We start from the raw sequence: 25,154 nt of genomic DNA on the forward strand, positions 1-25,154 counted from the left end.
CGACTGACGCGCGCACGACAAACCTGGCCCGTCGGCGCAAACGCCGACGGGTTTTTTTGCAGCAGCAGTCGCCTTTGGCCTTATCTATGATCAAGGCCCAAGGAACAGATTGCATCGACCAAGCCCATCAGCATGCCGTGTTTCAGACAGCCTTAGTCATAACATGCTCTCGGGATTGATCATCCGACTCGGTCGAACGCAAAGATCGAAACCGTCACTTCAGACCACTGCCGTCAAGCTGGCTAAGCTGTTTGACGGACCAGATGGCGCTGACCAAGTCCTCGAAGCTTGGATACAACACTTGATTGCCGTATGCGCTGAGATGATCCGCGTCGAAGAACAACGGTTTCTCGCCATCGAAAGCCGAGCAGGTCGATCCCGGACAAAGAATTGGGAATGGATCCCAGACGTGCAGTGCGGGAAAACGTTGCTGGAGCCTTTGTAACGAGTCCATCACTCCGGCGCGATGCTCCACAAGCATTTCCCGCGGCATCGTCATGCCGCCGGCACAAATGGGGTTATGACGGTTGAACCAGTCCGCGCAACGAAAGGGAGGAGCGAGAAACACCGGCTTTGGCGCATCAATGACCACCTCAAGCCCCTGCTTCAGCAATCGCTCGAGCAGATAGTTGGCTTCCTCAAGCGCCTTCTCACGATCCGCAACACTGTCCCGGGCAGCGATCACCTGATCACGCGGAAAAACCGCGTACTGATCCACAAAACGGTACATACGAAGCGCAGCCAGGAAGACGATGTCACCCGGCAGGGCGCGCCCCTCAATCCGCTGCAAAGCTTGTTCGACCAAGTCCACGCAAGCGGGGCCCGCATTCCTGAGCAGACTAGCCGGAGTGCATGCTCCGGCAAAGTCAATCGTGGTCACGACCCCACGGCGCTCGCTAAGCGCTTGCAGCATGGTGGCATAGGCACCAGCATGCGAGTCCCCAAGCGCAAAGAGTTGGCGGCCTTGAAGATCTTGTTCATGACTGCCGGTCGCCCCCGGCCAAGCGAGGGGATACCACAATTCCCTATCCTTGGTGACACTGAGACTCAGTTGCGCACGTGAATTTAGCATTTCCTGCGCGACAGAAAACGACAACACGATGGTTGCGACGCCAGCAGTCACCGTCTTCCAGTTTGCCTGTCGCCGGCTCCACCCGTTCCGCCTCACCGGCACCTCGACAAAGCGATAGGAAGCCTCCGCGAGCAAGAAAGACAGCAAGACAGCCATCAACAACTGCCACCCATATTCCAACCCGAGGGTCCAACGCATCATTACATAGACAGGCCAGTGCCACAGGTACAGTGAATAGGAAATCTTCCCGACATGAATGGCCGCGGGATGTTCCAACAGACGTTGGGGCCAAGGCTTGGCCGCCTTGTCAGCTGCCACGGCAATCGCCGCGATGACAAGAGAGGTGCCCAAAACTGCCGGCAGCGCCCATGGAAAGGGCATCGCCCCTTTATCGGACCAGCCGAGCCCAAACATGACCAAACCAAGCCCCGCTGTCAAAAAGAGTATTCGCTGCGTCTCGTTGCGCGCAATCAACACCCCCCTTTGGTGCAACTTAAACAGGAGGCCGCCCGCGGCAAGCTCCCAAAATCGACTCGGCAGAAGGTAAAACGCATGATCAAGGGATCGCGGAGTCTCCCACCACGCATACACCAGTGACGCGGCCATTAGCACCACCAGTAAGGCCTCGGCACTCAGGCCAGCCAAGCCCCGGCGGTGTCGAAAATGAATCCAGACAAAAAAGATCAGCGGAAACACCACATAGAACTGTTCTTCGACCCCGAGCGACCAAGTGTGCGTAAAAGGATTGAACTCCGCGCGCGGAGAAAAGTAGCCGTCATCGAACAGCACCAGAGCGACGTTGCTAACGCCGAAAAAGGCGAACAATCCGGTCCTATGGCTCGTTTCGCTAAGCCATGCCTCGGGAATCAAGGCAATGCTCGCCAGCATCACCAGCAACAGGCAAAGGATCAATGCCGGAAAGATGCGCAGAATGCGGCGCGCGTAAAAACCGAGCGTAAAACTCAGGAAATGCCTCGCCTGGTCACGCGCCAAAGAACCGCTCACCACATACCCGGAAATAACAAAAAAGATGTCGACCCCCGTGAAACCGCCGGGCAGCCAGCGCGGTTCCAAGTGGTAGACAAGTACGGCCATGACAGCCAACGCACGCAGTCCGTCGATACTAGGAATGTACCGCCCACGCCCTCTCCCCAACACCCCAGAATCTGTCATGTCTGTCCTGACGATTGTAGATTCATCCAGTTACCCTGAACCACTTAGGACATTGCGCTTGCAATGACCCAGCACGACCAAGCACGCACACTTCAGGATCAAAAGAACCAGTCGTCTCCCACCTGATACAGCGTATCCACATAGGCCGCCTGACTGCGATTTTCCGTGCTGTCGGCAAAGAACATCAGAACCTCTTCTCGAGCAAGCCCGCGCTGCGCCATCGCATCTTCCCAATAGGCAAAACCCGCCGTGTCGGGCAGTCTGCCCAGAACATTTTCGTACATAACACCAAGGAACCTCTGCGCCGACATGACATCGTCGTCGCCATAACGGTTTGTGAATTCCGGCGAATCAAGAAAAGCACCGGCGATCAACTCGAGCGACATGCCGTTGGCACGCTGATCGATCCAGAAATTCAAGCCATGGACATCCGGATCTCTTCCCAGACCCGCACTATAGAGCAGCGCGACAGTTGTTGCCTCCGACCGCGTGATTTCAACACCTGGATAGACTTCATAATGTGCCGCCCAAGCGCCAGCTTGCAAGATCATGCTGTCCAAGTACTGTGGATCCCCGAACAAGGCCTCGGATGAGAGATGTCCAAGCGCTTCTGGCGAGGACTCGATGATCTGTCGATACTCCTCGTAACTAAATGTGCCCAAACTTGTCGACATGGTCTCGATGCGATTAGCGGGATCCTTCCAGTCCAAAAAAAGAACACCCGATGTCAGCGACAGATTAAAGATGCCAAAATGCCTTTCGTCCACCAGAAAGCCCAGATAGGGTTCAGTCATTGCCCCGGTAATCTCGTAAAAGACATCATCCGGGGAATTGCCCGCGTCTTGAATAATGGTAATAGAACCTGGGCGAGCGGCATAGTAATCCCCGCCTGAACCTCCAACGAAATAGGCGTTGTTGGCATTATCATTCAAAAACCAGTCGGCTCCAGCCGAACCGAAATAAATGCTGTCGTCTTCCGCGTTGAAGCTATCAGCACCATGAGTGCCAACTTCCACTAGATAAGATCCAATCATTGTGACTTTCCTGTTTCAATCTTTACCAAGATACTGACACACACCGCCGCGGAAGACAGTGAAAGCGCGCGGAGCGCGCATTCGCCGTCATAAGGGCTTCCAACCTTGATGGTCACGCGCCAGGATGGCCTCTTGAGGCAAGCGGACAACCCACGTTGGCCTATCGTTTTCCCAGGACTTGAAGGAACACAACAACATCCATCCACCACCCTGCCGCAACCGGCACCTCAATAATGTCGAACCATCCATTTTATCAGCGAAAAAGTTATCAGCGAAAAAAATATTAGCGAAAAAGGCGCGCAAAGTGAATAGCGCGCATCAGATCAGGGTAAACAAATTATCCTCGACTGGAAACATTAAGTCGATATAGGTGGCATTAGCACGATTCTCCGCGCTGTCGGCGAAAAACATCAGGACATCTTCCCGATCAAGTCGCCCCTGGGTCATTTCCGCCTCCCAAAAGACGAATCCTCCCTCATCTGGCAGCCTTCCGAGAACATTTTGGTACATGACGGTGATAAACCAATGCGTGGACATGAGGTCATCATCTCCGTAATTGGTGGTGAATTCAACCGATTCGAGAAAGGCACCGGCGATAGTCTCGAGCGACATGCCAGCAACGCGTTGATCGATCCAAAAATTCAATCCACTGACATCCGGCTCCCTTCCCAAAGCCGCGCCATAGAGCAGTGCGACATTAATTGCCTCAGCGCGCGTGATCTGAACACCAGTATTGAACTCATAATGCGCTGACGACGAGTATGCCTGACCCATCATAGTATCCGGAAAGTCCGGGTTCACAAAGGACGTCTCAGAGCGGATCTGCCCCAGCGCTTCGGGTAAAGGTAGGATGCAATCTCGATAGTCCTCGAAATCTTGCCTTCCGTTGGTGGTCGAGAAGATCTCAATACGATTTGCTGAGTCCTCCCAATCCACAATAAGCACCTTTGTTGCAAGCGTTCTCTCGGGAACAGCCAAATGTCTATTATCGACAATCAAATCCACAGGGACTTCTATCAATGCTCCCACTATTTCGTGACACAGACCCCAAGGGGAATTGCCAGCATCCTGAATGTTATTCAATACACCCGGTTTCGCCACATATTTATCCACGTCTGAACCCCCGACAAAATCGTCATCGGCCACCCTGTCATTTCCACACCGATCCCCCACGGAGCCACCGAAGTCAATCCTTGCTTCACCCGCCGTGACGCTGTCAATCGCATTTTCAACGACTGCAACCTGATAGGTTCCAACCATGATCACTCTCCGGTATCAAGCATTGCCTGTAAGCTGAAGACTTCACCTCAGTATACTCGCGGCAAGTTGATCGAACCCAAGTCTCCCTCCCGTTTCGGCATTGCCGCATGCAACAAAGACAGGTTATCCCCGTCGGCCGGTGATGTTGTTCCTCGCTGCACTCAATGCCCATGGACCGATGATGGAAGGATGTCGCGACTATTACTGGGATGCTAGCTGACAAAGCAAGCAGCTGGCTCCTGTTGTCGAGAGGATCCGCGGCGGCAACTGTTGCTCCATCAGGCTCCGCCACGAGGGTACTCATCATCGGTTTGCAACCCCTCCCGGCGCTAAGATTTTCTAAACCCTGGTCCACCTGTCTCGGCCTGACAAGTCATGCGTCAGGGCTGCCCGCCCCTCTGTCCATTGACTTGACGAAGTGCTAAACTGTGTCCTCGAGACGAGAGCCTTGCAGGGGCGAGCAGTTCCTACGATCCGATTCCCATCATCAACCCCGTCGGCACCAATGCCGGTCTGGGCGGGAATAAAGCCCGTCACCAAGGGCGCATTCATCAGGGGGATCTAGAGCCATAACCCAGATCCCCCCTTGACCTGCGCTCGCCTTGACTTGCGCTAGGTGAGCCCTTTGTCACGAGGTTCACCTCTGATATTTAATCTTTTTCCCGTTTTTTATTTGGATAATACCGATGACTGAATCAACCGAGGCCAAGCTAACCATTGATGGCAAGGAGTACCGCGTTGCGGATTTGCCGGATGCGGCCAAGACACAAGTGCAAAATCTTCGGGTTTCGGAATTGGAGCTGCAACGGCTTCAAGCCCAGATTGGGATGATTCAGACTGCCCGTAATGTATACTTGAAGGCACTCAAAGCCGCATTACCTGTGGAGCCTCCACTTAAACATTGACAAAACGGCCACATTTAGTTATCACTCAATGGATTTCCGCGCCATGAAGTCAGCCGATTGGTAGGCACTTCCGAGAGCTTTGGTGCCCACCCAGGTGACTGAAGGGCCTGCCTATTCGTCGGCCTGTCGATGCATGGTGAGACGGTCGATGCATGGTGAGATTAAGTGATCGGACAAAACCACCGACCCAGTTCCATGGCAAATTCTAGCCTCCATCACGACGAACAACATGAACGGCCTTGATCATAAACCGGGCCAAAGGCAAGCGCACCAAGCGTCGTCAAGGCTTCCAGCCCTGATTCTGCCAGGCCAAGATGGCCTGTCTCCGCAAGCGGCACGATCAGGTGGCTCACCTTGATAATAGGTCGCTATAGGTGATCCTGGAGAAAGAAGTCTGATCCATGGGAGGGGTTCGACAAAACCCACATCACCAAGGACGTCCAGCCCATCTGACCGACTCCACCTGACCGCGGGTTTTCATCTTCTAGCCTCCGAGGTATGCGCCGCGGGGGCTTTTGTGTTGTGCGAACCGACGAAAACCAAGCAGGCTAGGAACCTCGGTTAGCGGGCGGTTGCAATGCGAAATGATTAACAGAGATTTGGGAGTCTTTTTCTTCAACGATGACAATCATCGACATTGGTTGGCATGTAACTGGCGGGGTCATCGCTGCCGCCAAGTTTCCGAGTATTTGTATCCAGGGGCGGCGATGGAACTGGACAATCAGTGAACTGAACGGGATCCTCTTGGAATACCTGTTATCCGCGCCTCCGGTGGAAGAATGAATATCGAGCAAAAACGGGAATTGTCGCGGGCGAAGCGGTCATCTTTACGCGAGGGTGAAGCACGGCAAGGGTTTTGTCTGCGGCAGGATTTGCTCAAGCATCGCAAGGCATTAGCAGATTTGCAGACGAGCGTCGGTCATTCGATTTTTTTCCAGGCCTCCGAAGGAACTAACACCAATCACACGGTCATCGACGGTCGCTCTTTCATTAATTTCTCCAGTTACAATTACTTAGGACTGTGCAGCCACCCCGGGGTCATGGCTGCGGCACAACAGGCCATCGACCAATACGGGACTTCGGTCTCCGCCTCGCGCCTGGCTTCGGGCGAGCGTCCCCTACATCGCGCGCTTGAAGGTGAAATCGCGCGCATCCTGGGCACCGAGGATGCCTTGGTATTTGTCGGCGGATTTGGCACAAACGAGACCCTGATCGGCCATTTGTGCGCCAGGGGGGATCTGATCCTGCACGATTCCCTCATTCATGCGAGTGTCCTGGCAGGGGCACGACATTCAGGGGCAACCACGCGCCCTTTCCCTCACAATCAAGTCGCCGCCTTGGAAACAATCCTCTCGCGGGAGCGTCATCGCTATCGCCAGGTCTTAGTGGTGATCGAAGGGGTTTACAGCATGGATGGCGATCTTCCGGACCTGCCCGCGTATGTCCGCTTGAGAGAGCGCTACGGCTGCCTTTTAATGGTGGATGAGGCCCATTCTTTTGGCGTGATTGGCGCGAACGGACGGGGTATCAGCGAGCACTTTGGAGTTGCGGCGACTGATGTCGATCTTTGGATGGGAACCTTAAGCAAGTCGCTTGCCAGTTGTGGTGGTTATGCGGCCGGTCCGGCTAACCTGATGGAGTATCTTCGCTTTAGCGCGCCTGGATTCGTCTACAGTGTTGGCATCAGTCCGCCAAATGCCGCTGCCGCGCTTGCCGCCCTTGGAGTAATGCGCGATGAGCCGTGGCGGATCGCACGCTTGCACGAGCGTTCACGGCAGTTTCTCGTGCAAGCGCGACTGGCCGGCCTGGAGACGGGTTCAAGCGGCGATTCGCCAATTATCCCGGTGATAACGGGTGATAATCAGCGCGCGGTGCGGCTGTATCGTGTGCTGTACGACGATGGGATCTATGCGCTGCCGATCTTTTATCCCGTGGTGCCAAAAGGCATGTCCCGAGTGCGTTTTTTTCTTTCCTGTCTTCATGGTGAAGACGACATCGAACGAGCCGTCTCAACGGCGCGCAAAGCGCTCGATCTCGCCGCCGTTCATTTCTAGAGCGACTTTTACACGACAACTCAAAGAAAGCACTTAAAGCCGTCGCACAGGAGTTAATAAACTTGTCTCAGTCCAGAATGCCCATCGCAATTGTTGGTGCCGCGTGTCGCTTACCCGGCGGGATAGACACACTGGAGAAATTCTGGTTGGCCCTGCGCGAAGGACGAGATCTGGTCACCGAGATCCCGCGGGATCGCTGGAGCCGAGAGGCTTTTTTCCACCCGCGCAAAGCCACCCGCGGAAAATCCTATACCTGGAGTGCTGGCGTGCTTCCACAGGTCGACCATTTCGATGCGGCATTTTTTGGCATTTCTCCACGAAAAGCGCGGCAAATGGATCCCCAACAGCGCATTTTGCTAGAGCTGGCCTGGGAGGCCCTGGAAGACGGCGGCCAGATTCCAGAAAAACTCAAGGAATCAGCTTGTGGTGTTTACCTAGGACTAGCCAGCACTGATTACCGTGAGCATTTCATAGAAGACCCCAGTTCCGGAGATGGCCACTTCATGACCGGCGCCACGCTGAGCATCGCGGCCAATCGCCTGTCTTTTTTCTTCGACCTACGCGGCCCAAGCTTGGCGATCGATACCGCTTGTTCCTCGTCCCTAGTAGCATTCGACATGGCGTGTAAGGCTCTTTGGAACGGCGAGATCGCCACCGCCCTGACTGGCGGGATCAACCTATTGCTGAGCCCCTTCCCCTTCGTCGGTTTCTCGCAGGCGAACATGCTGTCCCAGACGGGGCGTTGTCGAGCCTTCGACGCCTCGGCGGACGGCTATGTCCGAGCCGAGGGGGGCGCGCTGCTGTTCTTGAAACCCTTGGAAGCCGCCTTGCGCGACGCTGACCCCATTCACGCGCTGGTCGTCGCCTCCGGGGCCAACTGCGATGGACACAGTTCCTCGCTCGCTGTCCCGAGTGTAGACGGGCAGGCATCATTGTTGCGTGAGGTCTATGACAATGCGCGCATCGATCCCAATGACCTGGCCTACATTGAGGCCCACGGCACAGGAACAGTCGTTGGGGATCCGGTGGAATGCAGCGCCATTGGGCAGGTGCTCGGACAACGGCGACCTGCCCAACATCCTCTGCCGCTTGGATCGGTAAAAACCAATCTTGGTCACCTCGAACCCGCCTCCGGCGTGGTCGGTTTGCTAAAAGCCATTTTGGCACTCAAAAATCGTGCTATTCCGCCTTTGTTGCATCTGCGCGAGCCAAATCCGGCCATCGATTTCGGTGCCTTGAATTTGAAATTGGTCACGGATCTCACCCCCTTGGCCGATACGGGCAAACCCCTATACATGGGGGTCAACTCCTTCGGTTTCGGCGGAGCGAACGCGCATGTGGTGCTAGCCAGCGCGGTGACGGAAATGGCCGTGGAGCCCACCCCCGCCAAGTCTTCGGCCCCCCTCTGTCTGCTATTGTCAGCGCGCAGTGAGTCCGCCCTCGGTGCACTGGCGGCGACTTACACGCAATGCCTGGAACGGGAAGAGGACGCCCTCCAAGATCTGCTTCATCACGCCGCCCTGAGACGCCAACATCATGAATATCGCCTCGCCGTCCTCGGCTCCAGCCGCGATGAGCTGCTGCGCCGCCTTGGTGCCTTGCTGACCACGGGAACGGCACCAGGATCAGCAAGAAAACGGGTGATCAACACAGACCGGGTCGGAAATGTTTTCGTGTTTTCGGGCAATGGCTCTCAGTGGCAGGGAATGGGGTTGCAATTGCTGAGGACAGAACCAGCTTTCCGCCGTGCCGTCGAGCAGGTCGATGCGCTCTTAAAGAAGCGTTCCGGCACATCCATCGTCAAATCACTTCGGCTTTCGCCAAGGAGAAGTCGGCTTGCCTTGACGGAAGTGGCCCAGCCGGCATTGTTTGCGATTCAGGTCGGGCTTGTCGAATTGCTCCGAACCCGCGGTATTACCGCCGACTACTGCGTTGGACACAGTGTCGGCGAGGTCGCGGCGGCCTGGGCAACCGGTGCCTTATCCCTGGAGCAGGCGGTAGCCGTGATCGATATCCGCGGCACGGCCCAGGCACGCACTCATGGAAGCGGGCGCATGGCGGCATTGGGTCTCGGACCGGACCAGGCTCGACGGCTGCTCGATCAACTGGAAGTATCGCTTGAGATCGCCGGCAAAAACTCTCCTCGTTCGGTGACACTTTCCGGCGATGCGCATGAGCTTGAGCAGGTGGAACGGGTTGCCACCGAGCAAAATCTGTTCTTCCGCCGGCTGGATCTGGAGTACGCCTTTCATAGCCGCAAGATGGAGGCAATCCGGGATATAATACACGAAGGGCTGAGCCGACTAAGCCCAAATCCGGGAGTCTTGGGCTTTTATTCAACCGTCACCGCTGGCAAATTGCCGGGCACGGCACTCGATGCCGACTACTGGTGGCGAAATATTCGTCAACCCGTTCTTTTCGCGGATGCACTTGCGGCCGTGACCGCCGATGGGGGGCGACTGTTCTTTGAAATTGGGCCTCACCCCGTGTTGCGCTCCTACGTGAAAGAATGCCTTACAGACCTAGCGACCAGCACACGAATTATCACCACCTTGAGGCGGGACATCGAGGACCAAGCCACTTTAATGAATGAGGCCCTGGCCTTGGCCTATGCCCACGGCGGCCGCTTGGACCTGAAAGCGCTGTTCCCGCTCCCCACGCGCCCCCGACGCCTGCCGCCCTATCCCTGGCAGCATGAAGCATATTGGTATGCAAAGACCGGAGAAAACTCCGGCATCCTTGCCCCTCAGCAGGTGCATCCTCTGCTTGGCCACAGGGTCATTAAGGCCGAGGCGACATGGGAAAGCCAGGTCGATTCACTGACCCACCCGTATCTCGCCGATCATGTCGTGGATGGGGCTCATATTTTCCCAGCGGCTGGATTCGTCGAGATGGCCTTGGCCGCTTCCCGCGCTTGGCATGGCGGAATCACGCACGACCTCGAAGACCTGGAAATACACGCGCCTTTGTTGCTGGATAAAGAAGCAACCAGGGCGTTACGGTTCGTGCTTTCCCCGGACGATGGCCGTTTCAGTATTCGCAGCCGTCCACGTTTGTCCAATGAGACTTGGGTGGAGCATGTCACCGGCCGCTTGCGGGGGGCGGTCTTGCCCCGCCCCCGGATCTTCTTGGATTTCGACCGCGAACGCGGCCATTACGCAACCTGCGTCGACGCAGACACCCATTATCGCGCAGCGGCGCGCGGCGGCTTGGAGTATGGTCCGACCTTTCGTGTCATCGACAAGGTTTTTCTCGCCGAAGATGGCGGGTTAGCGCGCATCCAGGTGCCAAAACTGAATCAGACCGCAACTCGGGATTATCTGCTGTATCCGCCCTTGCTTGATGCCGCCTTTCAAATGCTACTGAATCTTGGTGACCCCGATGACCTCGCGGAGCCCAGGTTGCGTGTGCCTTTTCGGGTGGGCCGCCTGCGTTGGCTCGGCGCGGGAGAAGTCGCCTTAAGCAAGACAGTGCTGAAAAGGATTCACCCCTTCTCTCAAGTCGCGGATGTCGTGCTGGCCGATGCCGAGGGGCACGGCGTCGCGGTGCTCGAGGATTGCCGTTTTCGCGACCTGCCAGGCGCGGCCGTGACAAGAATGCCCGGTCTATTCGCGCCCTTTGCCCGGTTGCAGCCGCTGCTGACCAATGCGCCCGTCTCCTCGCCTATCGATTTGGATGCGCTGTCACAGGCCGGCCGGACCTGGCTGGCCTCGGCTGCTATCGACATGAGACGGGATCTGCATCAGCGCAAAATCCGGCCACTGCTCGCTGAGCTCGTGACGGCTTTTGCCTTGGAAGCGGTGCGGCCGCTGCTCACCAGCGCGCGCTCTGATCGCGATGATGCTCGACCCGGCCTCTATCCACAGCCACTTGATCCACGTCAGCGGCCCTTGTTCGACTGGTTACTCGAGCAACTCAACAGGAGGGGCCTGGCAAGCCAGCACCACGGGGTCTGGTCCCTGGCTCCGCAATCAGAGACTGTTGACGCGGCGCGACGCTGGCAGTCGATGCTGCATCAGTACCCGGACTATCTGTCCGAACTGCTGATGGTGGGCCGCTGCGGACTGGCATTGGAAGCCTTGCTGTGCGATGCCGATGCGCGCATGGAGGAGGTGCCATTCCCCTCCAGTAAAAGCGGCACCCGCGACCACCTTTTCGATGCCTCGCCCAGTTACGAGATCGGCAACAAACTGGTGGAACAACTGGTGACCAGGATAGTGCGCCAATGGCCTCCACGGCAACGCCTCAAAGTCCTGCTGTTGAGCGCGGGGGAGCTTGGGCTAGGTCGGCGGCTGTCGCGCGTCCTGCCCGCAGACCGGACCGATTTGCATATCGAGATGTTGGATGCCGCGGCTGGCGTTCGCGCGCATGCCGAGTTCTCCACGCAGTCGTGGATACAAGTGCGTGCCCCGGAGCCGGAGTCGTCATCGCCCGGAGCGCACACGCCGACCGCGTTCCCTTACGATCTGATCATCGCCCCCCATGTGGTGCATCGTGCCGACGCGCCAGAAGACCGCTTGAAGACGCTCTCACGCTCCCTGGCCGCGGATGGAATCATACTGCTGCTCGAACGCGCCCCCGAGCCCTTCAGTTGCCTCGCCGATGGGGTAAAACCTGGGTGGTGGATAAACTCCCGGCCCGATGGGCGTCCAAGACCCAGACTGAGACACGCCATTGAATGGCCTGCACTGCTTGACGCGGGCGGTTTTAACACGCCCGTCCTCCTGAGCGAGGAAGACCCCGCGGAGGCGGAGATCTTTGTTCTTCTCGCACGCAAAGCAAAGCTTGCCGTGCCGTCACCACCTCGCCCCCAGGGCAATAGGGTCAAGGGCACCAATTGGCTGTTATTAACGGACACCAACGGAAGTTCCGCCGATTTGGGCAAGGCCGTCGCGCGTCTGCTGCGCACCGCTGGCGCGCGAGCGATTATCCTGGAGTTGGGCGGACCGCGCCGGCGGACGGGTCCGGATGATTTTCGCGCCGACGCCGTACAAGAGGATGATTGGAACTGGGTGCTGATGGAACTGCGCCGGGACACTGTGGACTCTCTGGGGATCATTCACCTGTTGGGATGGAATGCGAAGGGCCAGGTCGATGCAGAGGATGCGCTAACCCTTCAGGATCAGCGTTGTCTAACGACGATCACACTGTTAAGAGCCGCTGCAAGCGAGGAAACTCCCGCCTCGCTCAGTCTGTGGCTGGTTGCCTCGGGCGGCGCTCCGGTGAGTTCCCCGCTGCCAACCAGTGACTGGGCTCGGTGTCCGGATCAAGCGCCACTTTGGGGGCTCGGCCGGGTGCTGCGCAACGAACATCCGGAATTGAACTGCCGACTCCTGGACCTGCATCCGGGGGCAGGCATGGAAGATACCGCCGGGCGCTTGTTCGCCGAACTGGCGGAGAAAGACCCCGCGCCCGAGGTTGTGTCAACCGCTCAAGCGCGCTACCTGGTCTCCGTGCGCGCGCTCGAGGCGTCTGACCTGAACCCACCCGCTAGCAGCAAGGCTGATTCCAAACCCGCGCGGGTGAAGCTCGGCTTTTCCAGCCCAGGCACCTTGCGCAACCTGCAGTGGGAGACTGTGCCGCGGGTTGAACCATCCGCCGGAGAGGTGCAAATTCAGGTGTGTGCCGCCGGCGTCAATTTCCGCGACCTCATGTACACCATGGGTCTGTTGCCAGATGAAGCGCTTGAGTCTGGCTACGCCGGCGCATCCTTGGGGTTGGAGGCCGCGGGAAATATCCTTGCCGTGGGACCGGGAGTGGAGCGTTTCGCTGTCGGTGATCCCGTTCTTTGTTACGCGCCGGCGAGCTTCGGCTCCATGATCACCACCTCCACGGCATCCGTCGCGCACAAACCGCAACACTGGAGTTACGCGCAGGCCGCGACCGTCCCCGCCGTCTTCTTCACGGTTCATTACGCCCTGATTCATCTAGCCCGTGTGCAACAAGGTGAACGCGTATTGATCCACGGTGCGGCAGGTGGTGTCGGCATCGCCGCCATCCAATACGCGCGTCACTTGGGTGCCGAGATTTTCGCCACCGCCGGAACGCAAGAGAAACGCGATTTCCTGCACCTGCTGGGTGTCGATCATGTGATGGATTCCCGATCCCTCGCCTTCGCCGACGAGATCATGCGCATCACCATCGGCAAGGGGGTGGATGTCGTACTGAATTCAATCGCCGGTGAAGCTGTGCGAAGAAATCTTGCGGTGCTCGCACCCTTCGGGCGCTTTCTCGAGCTCGGTAAACGCGACTTTTACGAAAACAGTCGCATCGGTCTGCGTCCGTTCCGTAACAATATCTCTTTTTTCGGCATCGATGCCGATCAGGTCATGCGGCATCAGCCGGAACTGGCCGAGCGGCTGTTTCAGGAGATGATGCAGTTATTCGCGCAGGGGGTTCTGCAACCTCTGCCATATCGGCAATTCCCGAGCGCGGATGTCGCGACCGCATTCCAAACCATGCAGCAGTCGCGCCATATAGGCAAACTGGTGGTGTCCATGGCGGAAACACCAACTCCGCGCCTTGCGGCAAACAACGCCAGTCCTAGATTGAAACTCGCCCCGGATGCGACCTATCTCGTAACCGGCGGTTTGACTGGTTTCGGCTTGGCGACGGCACTCTGGCTTGTGAAGAAAGGTGCCCGCCAGTTGGTCCTGATGGGGCGGCGCGGTGCAGCGACACCAGGCGCGGCCGCAGCGGTCGCGGATCTCCAGGCGGCGGGGGCGGCGGTTCAAATTTTTCCGGGTGATGTCTCCGATCCCCAGCAATGCGAGCAACTCATGGCTAACTTGCAGGCTGGAGCTTATCCCTTGCGGGGGATTATTCATGCCGCCATGGTTCTGGACGATGCCATCCTGGTAGGCACGGACCAAGCTCGCTTGCGCCGGGTACTGGCCCCCAAGCTGCTTGGCGCGCGCAACCTTCATCGCCTGACCGCGACACTCCCTCTGGACTTCTTTGTGCTTTATTCATCGCTCACCACGCTTATTGGCAATCCAGGGCAAGCAAGCTATGTGGCTGCGAACAGCTACCTGGAGGCTTTGGCCCTTCAGCGACGCGAACAGGGTCTGCCGGCTCTTTATGTGGCTTGGGGAGCAATGGATGATGTCGGTTATCTCACCAGAAACCCAGCCATCAAGGACTCCCTCACAAAACGCATGGGAGCGGCTGGCATCAAGGCGGCGCTTGCATTGAATATTCTCGAACGACTGATGACGCGTGATCAGGTCGGGCTTGCCGTTGGCAATGTCAACTGGAACCTTCTGCGGCGATCATTGCCGATGGTGTTGCTGCCGGAAGAGGAAACAGTCGAACCCGCGCAGGCGTCCGAGGACGATGCGCTCGACCCTCGCGAATCCCTGCGGGAACTCAATCCAAAAGAGCGCCGAGCACGTGTCTCCAGCCTGTTGATAGCCGAACTATCGAAAATACTTCAGTTGCCGCCAGAACGGATCGATGTCCAAGCATCTGTCTTTGATCTGGGTCTCGATTCACTGATGGGAGCGGAATTGGCGCTGGCCGTGGAACGTCGGTTTGGAGTCAGGGTTCCAATCATGACCATCAGCCAGGGTATCTCGCTCAAGAAGCTTATTGATCTTATCGTTGCAGACTATGCGGAGACCAGCTCGTCCAATCCAAAAAAGACACGCCACGCCCCCTGAACAGTTGGAAATAGCGCAACAACCACGGATGTCAGGTTGTTTTTCAACCCAAGGCCCCCGCGCAAGGACAATCAATCGATGACCGACAATCGCCGAGCCTCAAGTTTGTTGCGCTTCCTTTTCCTCCTTCTTGTCCTGCTGACCAGTTCAATCTGCCAAACAGTCTCTGCGGATAGCAAGATTGGGGCCGTTGGGGAGCTGCAACCGGTCAGCGGGATTCTGGATCTTATCGGCACGCCAGGTGCTCGCATCAGCGAAATCCTCGTCAAACAAGGCCTGCATGTCAACAAAGGCGATGTTCTCATCGTCTTCAGCAACTTTATGACACTTCAAGCACAACTTGATCTTGCTCGGCTCGAACTCGAAGAGCAACTGAAAACCAAGGGCACCAAGCTGGCATTACAGCGCCATCTCCTTGAAAACGCGCAACTTGCCCTGAAGCGGTCGGAACGCAAGCTAGCGGATCAGCAGCAGCTAGGGCCTGTCGCAAGCTCCAAACGTGAGCTCACCGACCTCGAAGACGCCGCTATCGACGCGAAACGACGACTCGAAGAGGAAACCCTGAAGCAGCGTCAGTTGGAGATTCAGCTTGAGCTCGAGCAGCTGAAAGCAAATGCCAGGCTGGAATTGGCGCGCTCCCAATTTGCCGACGCAATGATCAAAGCACCGATATCTGGCACCGTTCTCGAAGTGCTCAAAGAGGTCGGAGAAAGTTTGGGTGTGGGCGAGATTGGGAGTTCGACGCTCGATATCGCCGCACTCCGCCTTGCGGACCTCTCACAAATGTATGTCGTCAGCGAAATTTACGAGGGCGATCTGTTGCGGATCAAGGTAGGCATGAAGGCGACGGTCTCGAGCCCCGCCCTTGATGCCGACATTCCCGGAGTCATCGAGCGCATTAGCCGACAGGTCGAGACAAAAAGCCGGCTGGCCAAGGTGTGGGTGCTATTGGACAAAGCGGAACTGGCCTCGCGCTTTATCGGAATGGAAGTTCAAGTGGATATCCATGCACAGCCGGCCCCAGAAAACCCACGCTAACGCTCTTTTACTTGACAGCCCAGAGTCCGGGGATAACGGCAATCGCGCAAACCAGGCTTTTGACATGTCCCTGTTGAGCGCGGCTTTCACTTTTAGCTGGCGCAATCTCACCGCCAACAAGGCACGCTCGGCCGCCGCGTCCGCTGGGATTGCCTTTGCCCTTTTTCTGGTCTTCTTGCAGTGGGGGTTTCTCGATGCGGCCAAGAAACAGGTGACAACAGTTTTCGATTTCTTTGACTATGACATTGCCATCCTAAAGAATACCTATCAATTCCTTTTCACCACCGAGCCTTTCGACCGTGTGCGTCTTATCCAGGCCAAGGCACTGCCAGAAGTTGAGAAAATCTTCGCCGTGAATTTTTCCCTCGCCACATGGGAAGACGACATCTCTGGCTTACGCTCCAGCTTAATGCTCTTTGGGGTCGATCCTGATCCAGACTTCGTTGCCGACCGCCACATCGGGCGCGGCTTGCAACATCTCCGGGGAAAACGCGACGTCATCGTCGACGCCTATTCTCATCCTGATTTTGGCCCTTTGGCGAAGGGCACCAGGGCCTTTATCAACAACCAGGAAGTACGAATCGCCGGACATTTCTTGTTGGGGATGTTTTTCTATACCGAGGGATCCGCGCTGGTCGACAATAACGGATTCTCCTTGCTAACGGGTCGCTCTTCGCGCCAGACCAGCTTCGGCTTCATCCAGTTGAACTCTGGCGCCAGTCCCGACCAGACTCGCGCACGCCTGCAACATCTGTTACCTGATGATGTAATAGCCATTACCAAAACGGACTTGATCGCCAAGGAACAGGAGTATTTCATCGAAGTAAAGCCACTGGGATTCATATTTTCCGCGGGTGTGGTGATTTCTTTTCTCACGGCCTTCGTTATCCTGTTCCAAGTGGTCGCGACCGATATCAACACGCGGGTGCGGGAATATGCCACACTCAAGGCCATGGGCTTTGGCTTTGGTTTTATCTATGGCACAGCGCTGCTCCAGGTTTTTCTCATTGCCGCGGTCGCCTTGCTGGCTGCAACCTTGCAGGCCGCACTGCTCTTCCATTACGTGGAGCAGCAGATTCATCTGCCCTTGGCAATGACTGGCGAGCTGCTGGGTATTGTCTCGGGAGTCAGCCTAGCCATGGTCGTTATCACTGGATTCGCGTCACTGTTCGACCTGGCGAAGGCCAATCCGGCGGATCTCTATTGATGGGCACCGGACTGGCAATCATTTGGCATGCCAAAAGCCGGTTGCTGTTTTCGGTTTCAGGTATCGCCATGGCGGTCGTCATCATTTTTGTTGAACAAGGCTTCTTGTACGGTGTGCTGGATTCCCAGGCCCGGATTACCCGGCACCTGAATGGTGAACTCGTCGTGATACATGAGAGCCGCACGCATCTCAATAAATGGAACACCTTCAAAAAGGCCCATATTCACCGACTCGCGGCGGTCGCTGGCGTCGCCACTGTGATTCCTATCTACAAGACCAAGGTCCGTCTTCGCAATCCCGATACCGAACGCGAAAAAATGATTCTAGCCTATGGGTTTCCTCCCTCGACAACGCCCTTCCATGGCCTGATTGACAATGTTGCGCGCTCCACCCTCAAGCGCCGAGGATCCGTCCTTTTTGACCAACTCTCGCGCAACATTTACGGAACTTTGACCCTTGGTTCCGACCTTGAAATCAATGGTGAAAACCATCGGCTGGAAGGATTCTTCCGCATGGGGCCAACCATTGTTTACGATGGCGCCCTGCTCATGGGTGATGGAACACTATTGCCACATCACCCAGGCATCGAACCGATCATGGCCGTGGTCCAGTTGGAGCAAAATGCCGATCTCGCGGCAATACGTCTCACGCTCGAACGGGCAGCGCCGCAACTCACCGTCATGACCCCAGGCGAACTTGAAGGCAAGGAAAAAGCCTTCGTTGAACAATCGACTCCAATCGGCATTCTGTTTGGCATTGGCATGGTCGCTGGCCTGGTCATCGGCGTCGTTGTTTGCTATCAGGTGTTGTTCAATGACATCAATAATATGCTGCCGCAATACGCGACACTCAAGGCAATGGGTTATTCCAATGTCTTCCTCGCCGCTGTCGTTGTCGAACAAGCCCTCTTCATGAGCGTTCTGGGTTTCATCCTGGCCTTACCAATCGTTTGGTTGTTTTTCGATTACTTGGCCGAGCGAACAGCCATGTTAATGTTTATCGACTGGCAACGCATCCTCCGGGTCTTCGTGCTAACTCTCGGTATCGGTCTGACCGCGGCCGTGCTCGCGGTGCGTGTGGCGCTGCGCGCGGATCCCGCCAGACTGTTTTGAATCGCTCCGGAGCAATATGAGCAAGACACCTTCGAACAGCCTTTGGGTCAAGGCCTTCGGGGTGGATTATGCCTATGGCGCGGGGCGCACGGAAAAGCAGGTTTTATTTCATTGCCATCTTAGCCTTATCCGGGGGCAATTTGTCATTCTGACCGGTCCCTCCGGATCGGGGAAAACCACACTGCTAACACTCATTGGCGCACTCAGGTCACTGCAGTCCGGTTCTATTGAACTGGGCGGTCGACAATTGCTTGGCATGCAACCGCGGGAAATGAATTTTGTCCGTCGCGACATCGGCTTTATTTTTCAGGATCACAATCTGTTTCGCGCCCTGACAGCAGAGCAGACATTGCGCTTGGCCATGCGTCTTTTTCCCCACCGGTATTCACGACAGGATCTGCGTGAAGCACCATCCCGCATTTTAGACGCCTTGGGCATGGCGGAACACATGAAGGCACGCCCTGATGAAATCTCTACAGGTCAAAAGCAGCGCGTAGCCATTGCACGTGCCCTGATCAATCGTCCTAACACCATTTTGGCTGATGAGCCAACGGCATCACTCGACAGAGACACGGCACAGATCGTGATTGATCTTCTGCGGGAAAGGGCAAAAAAAGAGAACGCCCTGGTGCTGATTGTCAGCCACGATCAACGGCTGTTCACAACTGCTGATCGTGTAATAAGAATGGTGGATGGAAGCATCCTGGCTCAGGACAGCGATACATGAGTCCTTGGTCTATCGCTTAATCATGTTTATTATCCACACTTTGCCCCCTACTGTGGTCATTTACCAATCATCTTCCCACCGAGTTCTCCAAGATCATGATTTTAAAGAACGGCAAGGACCGAACATACCACTTTTTCCGTTGGGTTTTTGACAGCCGACGCCGAACGGACGCGCTCTACCATGCCGTTTATCTGCCAGTGCGGTTGCTATTCGGCCTAATAGTTAGAGGCGCCGAAAACCTTCCATCGACAGGCCCGGCAATCTTTGCTTTCAATCATGGATCGCATTATGACGGTTTCTTCATGATGTTTGCCTTATACCGGTTTCGACCATATCCACGCGCTCTACCGGTTTATTGGCATGGCATGTTGAGCATGCCGGTGATCAGCAGTTTTCTGCGCGCCCACGGTGGATTTTCAATTTCGCACGACGCATCACAAGCGCAAACGCGAACAGGGGAAGTCATTGCCATGCGCAACGCCCTGGAGAGTGGCATCCCGATCTTAATGGCGCCTGAGGGGAAACGAAATAGTCGGCTGGGAAGGTTTCAACAAGGGGCGGCGATGCTTTCACTTAACACCGGCTGTCCGATCGTTCCCTGCTCATTGCGCGGTGTTAACAAGCTTTATGATCAACTGCCATTCCCAAATCGCATCTGCGGACGGGTTGAAGTCTGTTTTCATCCGCCTATCATCCCCAGCGGACCCGTAACCGAACAGCCTGACATGCTCACCGTGAAATCCCTGACCCAATCGCTTTGGAAAGTGATCGCTTCGGGAATAGATTATCCCGTGGCGACTGAACTGATGGATTAAATCCTGGCTGTGACTGCCCCTCACGCATTCATCACTGGTGGCTCCAGTGGCATCGGACTTGCTGTCGCCAAGCGGTTGGCACTCAAAGGCTGGCGCTTATCCCTTCTGGCGAGGGATGAGCACAAGCTCGAGCAGGCAAAAAACGCCCTAGCACTCTTGCGATATCGCCGCGGGCAGTGCAGCTCAATTAGCGAGCAAATAGGCGCAGAGCCGTCGGTCCCAATTGATATATTAACACTCAGCGCCGACCTGACCGACCCCGCACAAACGGTCAATGCGGCGCGGCATGCTATTGCCACCATGGGTGCACCCCAACTACTGGTTAACTGTGCTGGGATGGCCCGTCCTGGTCATTTTATCGAAATGCCCCTCGACATCCATCGACGCACAATGGATGTTAACTACTTTGGCACACTCACAATGATTCGGGCGCTCGCACCCGCCATGATTGACATGGGTGGGGGAAAAATTGTTTTAATATCCTCAGGCGCCGGACTTGTTGGCATTTTTGGGTACTCAGCCTACAGTCCAACAAAGTTCGCGGTACGCGGACTTGCGGAAGTGCTGCGCGCGGAACTCAAACCCTTGGGCATCAGGGTGTTTGTTGTCTATCCACCCGATACTGACACACCCCAACTCGCTGAGGAAAACAGGTACAAGCCCCCCGAGACGCGCGCCATCACCGGTTCGGCGACAACACGCAGTGCCGAGATGGTCGCTGCAGCCATCCTGTCAGGCATCAACAAAAACCGTTTCCTGATCGCCCCAGGATGGGAAATGGCGCTACTCGCCCGACTACACAGTCTTCTTGGCCCGGTCATTCATCGTTATGTCGATTCAGTTATCCGCCACAAGCGCGCGCTGCAAGCCAAACAAACCACGTTATTAGGTATCTTCAATGTCCGGCGGCGTAGGCCTTGATCATTACCCAGGCCGTCAAATCCGCCGCTTAAGTAGGCACGTCATCCTAGCCTATCAAACCAAAGCTGGAAGCCCTGATTAGGTTACGTGTGAATTCCTTTGGCCCTGTTTATGATCAAGATCGGCAGGGTAATGCTTTAAAGTGTTGTGAGCCATTCAACCACAAATAACCCTCGCCAATCCTCTTTTGACCTCCATTTGGATGGGCGCATAGTCGACCCGCTCTCCGTCCACCGCTAAAATACCCCGACTGGTTAAGGGTTCCAAGCGAAAACAACTTACTTTATAATACTCGACTCTCGGTAAAAAAACATGCTCCCCGTGAGCAGATTTCAAAAATGCCAACAGTAAATTTAATTTAGAAATTCCTCTCCGCACCAAGATGACATCCAGATTGCCATCCGCCAAATGAGCGAAGGGTGCCGCGAGTATATCGTGAGACGCGTACGGAATATTCATTGCCCAGAATAACACAAAGTCATCTTCAATTAAATGCCATTCGTTCTGGGACGATTGAATAAGCTTTCGCGATGATGGGTTTTCCGACCTATTTTCATAACCTCCAGGTTGCAAATAAGATGAGCGTTTAGCGAATCGTTCACATGTTCCAGCCACGGTTAATTCATCTATTACCGGGATATAGGAAAACCTCGCGGCATAATGCCGCAATTGCCAAATTCGCAGCAAGGCATAAATATCCATTCGCAAAGACCCTAAATTTCTCAAGCGTTCTGATTCAATATCTACGTCGCTAATAATTGCCCACCCAAGGGACAAGAAACTATAATAAGACTGTTCATTTTGCTGGACCAGCGCAAGATCCAGAGGTCGTTGTTTTCCTTTGGCAATCAAAAAGGCGGCACTCACCGCATCGTAGGGTTCACCGGCTATTTCCAACAGGGTTTTAGCCAAACCAGATCCGGTTCCAGCGGGAATGACTCCGATTGGCTTGAGAATCGCTTGTTGCCAGTCGGTCCGGCTCATTAGACCATTAATGGCCTCGTGCATACTGCCATCTCCTCCGACCAGGACAATTTCATCGATTGCCGATAAATCAATTTGACTCAATGTGAGTTGAATCTGGCCGGCATGACCGGTTTCCGTCACGGAATACTCCAGATCACTATGATCAAGGATCGGCCGGATGCGAGCGAAAATTTTGCGGCCTTGCTTTTGCCCGCTCATGGGATTAATAAAGATCTTTAAACGACGCCTACTCGGAGCACTTTGGTATTCTCTAGATTTACCCTTCAGGATGTTTTGAATAGCCTTAAGCCAGCGCGATCGCGCTTTCTCATCTGGGCAGGAAAAGTAATAGGTTTTCAGCAACCTGTGCCGTTCTTTTCTAAAACCAAACCATCGCCAACGCGTCACCAAGGGACAAGTATGAATCCGAAAACAAGACTGGGACACCGCGACCCTTTCAGTTGTTTCAACACCACGGCCATTCTCATGGGGACCCGGTTTAAAGGTCGGTGGACATACCGAGTTATCGGCGATAACTCCGATGACCGAAGCGAAATCGACCGGTATTATTTTTGCGGATTCTGGCAAAACAATACAATCTTCGGTTAAATAGCCAAGCGCATAGCCCTCCGTTGGTTCTGATAAATACCTTGAGAATTCGACCATGCGAATCATTTCCGAAAATTGTGGGTGATCCTTCATGGTTTTTTTTCAACAATCCAAACAATTTAGGACAGCATTGTGAAAGCTCCCAGGTATAGCGTGGAATAAGCGATAACGGAAAAACCCCATCGACCTGCCCCTACAATTTATTAAATGCCCAGACTATACGCAAATCCAAATATTCTGAAATAAGCCACTCTAGATTATAAGCCGACCAATTCACATCAGAGAACATCCAGCGCAAGCCAATGCCACCGCAAATATCACAACTCTTGCCGCAACTTTTCCAGGATACCTCGAATATTTTTTGGTTAATGTGTCCATTATTAATGGCTGGCATTCTCGAAGCTCTTCTTTGGAAAACCACCCTTTTTGAACCCTTAAACATTCCCATCAACCAGTTCTTATTTGGCACAAACAAAAGATGGCGGGGGTTGGTCAGCCTACCGCTAACTCATGCGGCAAGTGTTTTTTTATTCCAACATATGGAGCCAATGTTAATCAAAGACCCACCACAAAACTGGGTTCTTTTATCATCTTTTAACTGGCTAGAATATGGATTGTTAGTTGGATTTGTGTTCAACTTATCGGAACTACCGAATTCTTACTTTAAACGACGATTAAAAATTCCCTCTGGTGACGAAAAAAGTATCCCATTCTTCCTTGCGGACAACATGGACTCGACCTATGGTACTTTATTATTATGGTATTTTTACTTTCAATTGCCATTGCATCTCATTTTAACGGGCTTAATCGTCACCCCCTTATTATTTATGACCGGAACTTGGATTAGGAAAAAATTGCGCTTGAAATGACTCCTCGAATTTCTTATTGTGCTCTAATACCAAAAACAGGAAAATCCCGGCCAAGTTGCTAATCTAGATGAGCCACTAAAGCCAGTTCAGCGTCAGGGTGAAAACTCTGGGAGTTCAAAGCAACACCGTCATTCCTAACCGGATGGTGGCGGCACCTCGCTCAAACAATCAGTCTAGTGGGGCACGCTGCGTTATATTGTTCTAATTAGAATTCTACTGATTATAAGTACGCCGGTAATATCCACGATAGGGCACATATTTTTCCTTGATCAACAGCTTCAATCGTGCAAGGCGGGAACCTGTCGCCAGACTGTCAAGTTGGCGCGTAACATAATATGGCAGGTTATTCTCGATATCGGCCACATAGTCACAGGGTGGCAGCGTAATCGACTGGTAACGACGCGCGGCAACGCATATTCGCTCTGGGCTATCAACCAGAATCAGACCGTAAAATGATGCGTCTTGCACGAAAATCAGGTGTTCAGGCGGACTGAGGAGAACACGTTCGCCTTCTGGCATCGCTGTAAGATCGGTGGAGATATCACCCAACCGGTCAAAAATAGTAAGATTAGCCGGTAGATCTAGAGAATTGACAACAGTGTAAATGGTAAGCCGAATGGAAAATAGTAGAACCCAGGTCGCGATACAAGTCGCGAACAATATGTCTCGTCCTATCCCGGCCGTCGCCAATTGATTCTGCACAAGTACGAGGAGCAGACCAAGAAGCACGAATAGAGGGCTTGCTGATTGCGCATACACATATTGCCCGGAGGCTAGGTACAAGACGAGAAGAACCAGGAAAACATAACTGGTGCATACTAATATCTGGATGCGTGAGTTCAGTTCCAAACGTGATAGTAGGATACCAAGCAAGGTCAGCGGAAGAAGCGCGACGAAACCCACAACAAAGAAAAGCGAGGCGGATTGATTTCCCTCCCCAATCCGCTGTAACAGTGAGCTGAAGGAGAAAATGAAGCGAAACTGATCTAGCGTCACCGGCGACGCGAACAAATAAAAGACGATAGTCAGACTAAAACTGCTAACAAACACGGTCATGCGGCGAAGGTTAAAATCAATCCAAGGGTACCTCGTGTCAGTCGGGAGCAAGAACAGACCCGCAAGAACCAGAAATCTTGGGCTGGCAAGGACTGCTAGCGAGAAGAGCGCTCCGGACAGACCGAGACGAAGTGTCGATTGACTTGCGTTGTTACGAGTTGTAATCCAATAGTAAAAGCTGCCGACGCAAAAGGCTGTGCTGAGGGTTTCCGGACGTGGAATAAACAGATGAGCCGCCACGCCATCGGCAAGAATGAAAAACATTGTTCCCAACATGCCCGGCGGAATATTTTCATACTGCGCACTGTTGTTACCATGGACTTCACAATGCCCCTTGGCATGATGTCGGCCGATATGATAGAAGCCAATGACCACGCACAATCCGCAAAACAATACAACGGCATTACCAAAAACTAAAAAAAATGACTCGCTCCCACCAAGGCGGAAATAGAGCCCAAGAACATCCCAAAGCAGCGGGGTGTGATGCTCGAAGAAATCCTCGAAAGGAATCAATTCCCCCTTCTCAATGAGCCAAGCAACGTGCAGGTGCCAGATCCCATCGTACGATGGATCCTGTAAACTGATGATCAGTAGCCAGGTGACAACCAATGCCCAATAAAGCCTTGCTAGATTTTTATTAGACATGTAAGTATCTTCAGCTGTTGGCAGTCCAAT

General features: G+C 54.6%; 15 protein-coding genes. 10 read left to right on the plus strand and 5 right to left on the minus strand.

Features of this window, described 5'->3' with window-relative positions; all coding sequences use genetic code 11:
- Positions 1-214: 214 nt before the first annotated feature.
- The 3 genes from Thiowin_RS21020 to Thiowin_RS21030 all read right to left on the minus strand — a co-directional run bounded on the left by Thiowin_RS21020 (position 215) and on the right by Thiowin_RS21030 (position 4,539).
- Positions 215-2,167 carry an acyltransferase family protein gene (locus Thiowin_RS21020; protein WP_408034113.1) on the minus strand — a complete coding sequence of 651 codons (1,953 nt, stop codon included), beginning with the start codon at positions 2,165-2,167 and terminating at the stop codon, positions 215-217.
- A gap of 176 nt (positions 2,168-2,343) precedes the next feature.
- Complete coding sequence (locus Thiowin_RS21025) at positions 2,344-3,279, minus strand: DUF4214 domain-containing protein (protein WP_328984927.1); 936 nt, start codon at positions 3,277-3,279, stop codon at positions 2,344-2,346.
- A gap of 318 nt (positions 3,280-3,597) precedes the next feature.
- Positions 3,598-4,539 (minus strand): DUF4214 domain-containing protein, encoded by a 942-nt coding sequence (locus Thiowin_RS21030; RefSeq protein ID WP_328984928.1) that lies wholly within the window; start codon positions 4,537-4,539, stop codon positions 3,598-3,600.
- A gap of 686 nt (positions 4,540-5,225) precedes the next feature.
- Here Thiowin_RS21030 and Thiowin_RS21035 point away from each other — a divergent pair.
- The 9 genes from Thiowin_RS21035 (at position 5,226) to Thiowin_RS21075 (ending at position 20,979) form a co-directional block, all read left to right on the plus strand.
- The gene (locus tag Thiowin_RS21035; protein ID WP_328984929.1) at positions 5,226-5,444 is read left to right on the plus strand and encodes a DUF6447 family protein; all 219 of its coding nucleotides are present in this window, start codon (positions 5,226-5,228) and stop codon (positions 5,442-5,444) included.
- Positions 5,445-6,223: 779 nt separating this feature from the next.
- On the plus strand, positions 6,224-7,498 hold the full coding sequence (locus Thiowin_RS21040) for an aminotransferase class I/II-fold pyridoxal phosphate-dependent enzyme (RefSeq protein WP_328984930.1): 1,275 nt from the start codon (positions 6,224-6,226) through the stop codon (positions 7,496-7,498).
- A 77-nt stretch (positions 7,499-7,575) separates the two neighbouring features.
- The gene (locus Thiowin_RS21045) at positions 7,576-15,159 is read left to right on the plus strand and encodes an SDR family NAD(P)-dependent oxidoreductase (protein ID WP_328984931.1); all 7,584 of its coding nucleotides are present in this window, start codon (positions 7,576-7,578) and stop codon (positions 15,157-15,159) included.
- A gap of 78 nt (positions 15,160-15,237) precedes the next feature.
- Entirely contained in the window at positions 15,238-16,197 is a 960-nt protein-coding gene (locus tag Thiowin_RS21050) for an HlyD family secretion protein (RefSeq protein WP_328984932.1), read from the plus strand.
- 64 nt (positions 16,198-16,261) lie between these two features.
- Positions 16,262-17,404 carry an FtsX-like permease family protein gene (locus Thiowin_RS21055; protein ID WP_328988140.1) on the plus strand — a complete coding sequence of 381 codons (1,143 nt, stop codon included), beginning with the start codon at positions 16,262-16,264 and terminating at the stop codon, positions 17,402-17,404.
- Positions 17,404-18,516, plus strand: coding sequence for an ABC transporter permease (locus Thiowin_RS21060; RefSeq protein WP_328984933.1), 1,113 nt, complete (start codon positions 17,404-17,406; stop codon positions 18,514-18,516). Before Thiowin_RS21055 ends, Thiowin_RS21060 begins: the two co-directional genes overlap by 1 nt.
- A gap of 16 nt (positions 18,517-18,532) precedes the next feature.
- Positions 18,533-19,243, plus strand: a complete 711-nt coding sequence (locus Thiowin_RS21065) for an ATP-binding cassette domain-containing protein (RefSeq protein ID WP_328984934.1) — start codon at positions 18,533-18,535, stop codon at positions 19,241-19,243.
- Positions 19,244-19,338: 95 nt separating this feature from the next.
- Positions 19,339-20,058 carry a lysophospholipid acyltransferase family protein gene (locus Thiowin_RS21070; RefSeq protein WP_328984935.1) on the plus strand — a complete coding sequence of 240 codons (720 nt, stop codon included), beginning with the start codon at positions 19,339-19,341 and terminating at the stop codon, positions 20,056-20,058.
- A 9-nt stretch (positions 20,059-20,067) separates the two neighbouring features.
- Entirely contained in the window at positions 20,068-20,979 is a 912-nt protein-coding gene (locus Thiowin_RS21075) for an SDR family oxidoreductase (RefSeq protein ID WP_328984936.1), read from the plus strand.
- A 156-nt stretch (positions 20,980-21,135) separates the two neighbouring features.
- On the opposite strand, the gene Thiowin_RS21080 is transcribed toward Thiowin_RS21075, so the two are convergent.
- On the minus strand, positions 21,136-22,647 hold the full coding sequence (locus Thiowin_RS21080) for a diacylglycerol kinase family protein (protein ID WP_328984937.1): 1,512 nt from the start codon (positions 22,645-22,647) through the stop codon (positions 21,136-21,138).
- Positions 22,648-22,856: 209 nt separating this feature from the next.
- On the opposite strand from Thiowin_RS21080, the gene Thiowin_RS21085 reads away from it, so the two are divergent.
- Entirely contained in the window at positions 22,857-23,423 is a 567-nt protein-coding gene (locus Thiowin_RS21085; protein WP_328984938.1) for a CDP-archaeol synthase, read from the plus strand.
- Between the two features lie 213 nt (positions 23,424-23,636).
- Here Thiowin_RS21085 and Thiowin_RS21090 read toward each other — a convergent pair whose 3' ends face one another.
- A complete protein-coding gene (locus tag Thiowin_RS21090) occupies positions 23,637-25,124 on the minus strand; it encodes a hypothetical protein (protein WP_328984939.1) in 1,488 nt (495 codons plus the stop codon).
- Positions 25,125-25,154: the final 30 nt, after the last annotated feature.

The organism is Thiorhodovibrio winogradskyi, from assembly GCF_036208045.1.
GTDB lineage: Bacteria > Pseudomonadota > Gammaproteobacteria > Chromatiales > Chromatiaceae > Thiorhodovibrio > Thiorhodovibrio winogradskyi.

Coding starts and splice junctions, on each gene's coding strand:
- Thiowin_RS21065 (WP_328984934.1), top strand. CDS start 18,533: ATGAGCAAGACACCTTCGAACAGCCTTTGGGTCAAGGCCTTCGGGGTG.
- Thiowin_RS21085 (WP_328984938.1), top strand. CDS start 22,857: ATGCCACCGCAAATATCACAACTCTTGCCGCAACTTTTCCAGGATACC.
- Thiowin_RS21070 (WP_328984935.1), top strand. CDS start 19,339: ATGATTTTAAAGAACGGCAAGGACCGAACATACCACTTTTTCCGTTGG.
- Thiowin_RS21025 (WP_328984927.1), bottom strand. CDS start 3,279: ATGATTGGATCTTATCTAGTGGAAGTTGGCACTCATGGTGCTGATAGC.
- Thiowin_RS21035 (WP_328984929.1), top strand. CDS start 5,226: ATGACTGAATCAACCGAGGCCAAGCTAACCATTGATGGCAAGGAGTAC.
- Thiowin_RS21030 (WP_328984928.1), bottom strand. CDS start 4,539: ATGGTTGGAACCTATCAGGTTGCAGTCGTTGAAAATGCGATTGACAGC.
- Thiowin_RS21020 (WP_408034113.1), bottom strand. CDS start 2,167: ATGGCCGTACTTGTCTACCACTTGGAACCGCGCTGGCTGCCCGGCGGT.
- Thiowin_RS21045 (WP_328984931.1), top strand. CDS start 7,576: ATGCCCATCGCAATTGTTGGTGCCGCGTGTCGCTTACCCGGCGGGATA.
- Thiowin_RS21050 (WP_328984932.1), top strand. CDS start 15,238: ATGACCGACAATCGCCGAGCCTCAAGTTTGTTGCGCTTCCTTTTCCTC.
- Thiowin_RS21080 (WP_328984937.1), bottom strand. CDS start 22,647: ATGAAGGATCACCCACAATTTTCGGAAATGATTCGCATGGTCGAATTC.
- Thiowin_RS21040 (WP_328984930.1), top strand. CDS start 6,224: ATGAATATCGAGCAAAAACGGGAATTGTCGCGGGCGAAGCGGTCATCT.
- Thiowin_RS21055 (WP_328988140.1), top strand. CDS start 16,262: ATGTCCCTGTTGAGCGCGGCTTTCACTTTTAGCTGGCGCAATCTCACC.
- Thiowin_RS21060 (WP_328984933.1), top strand. CDS start 17,404: ATGGGCACCGGACTGGCAATCATTTGGCATGCCAAAAGCCGGTTGCTG.
- Thiowin_RS21090 (WP_328984939.1), bottom strand. CDS start 25,124: ATGTCTAATAAAAATCTAGCAAGGCTTTATTGGGCATTGGTTGTCACC.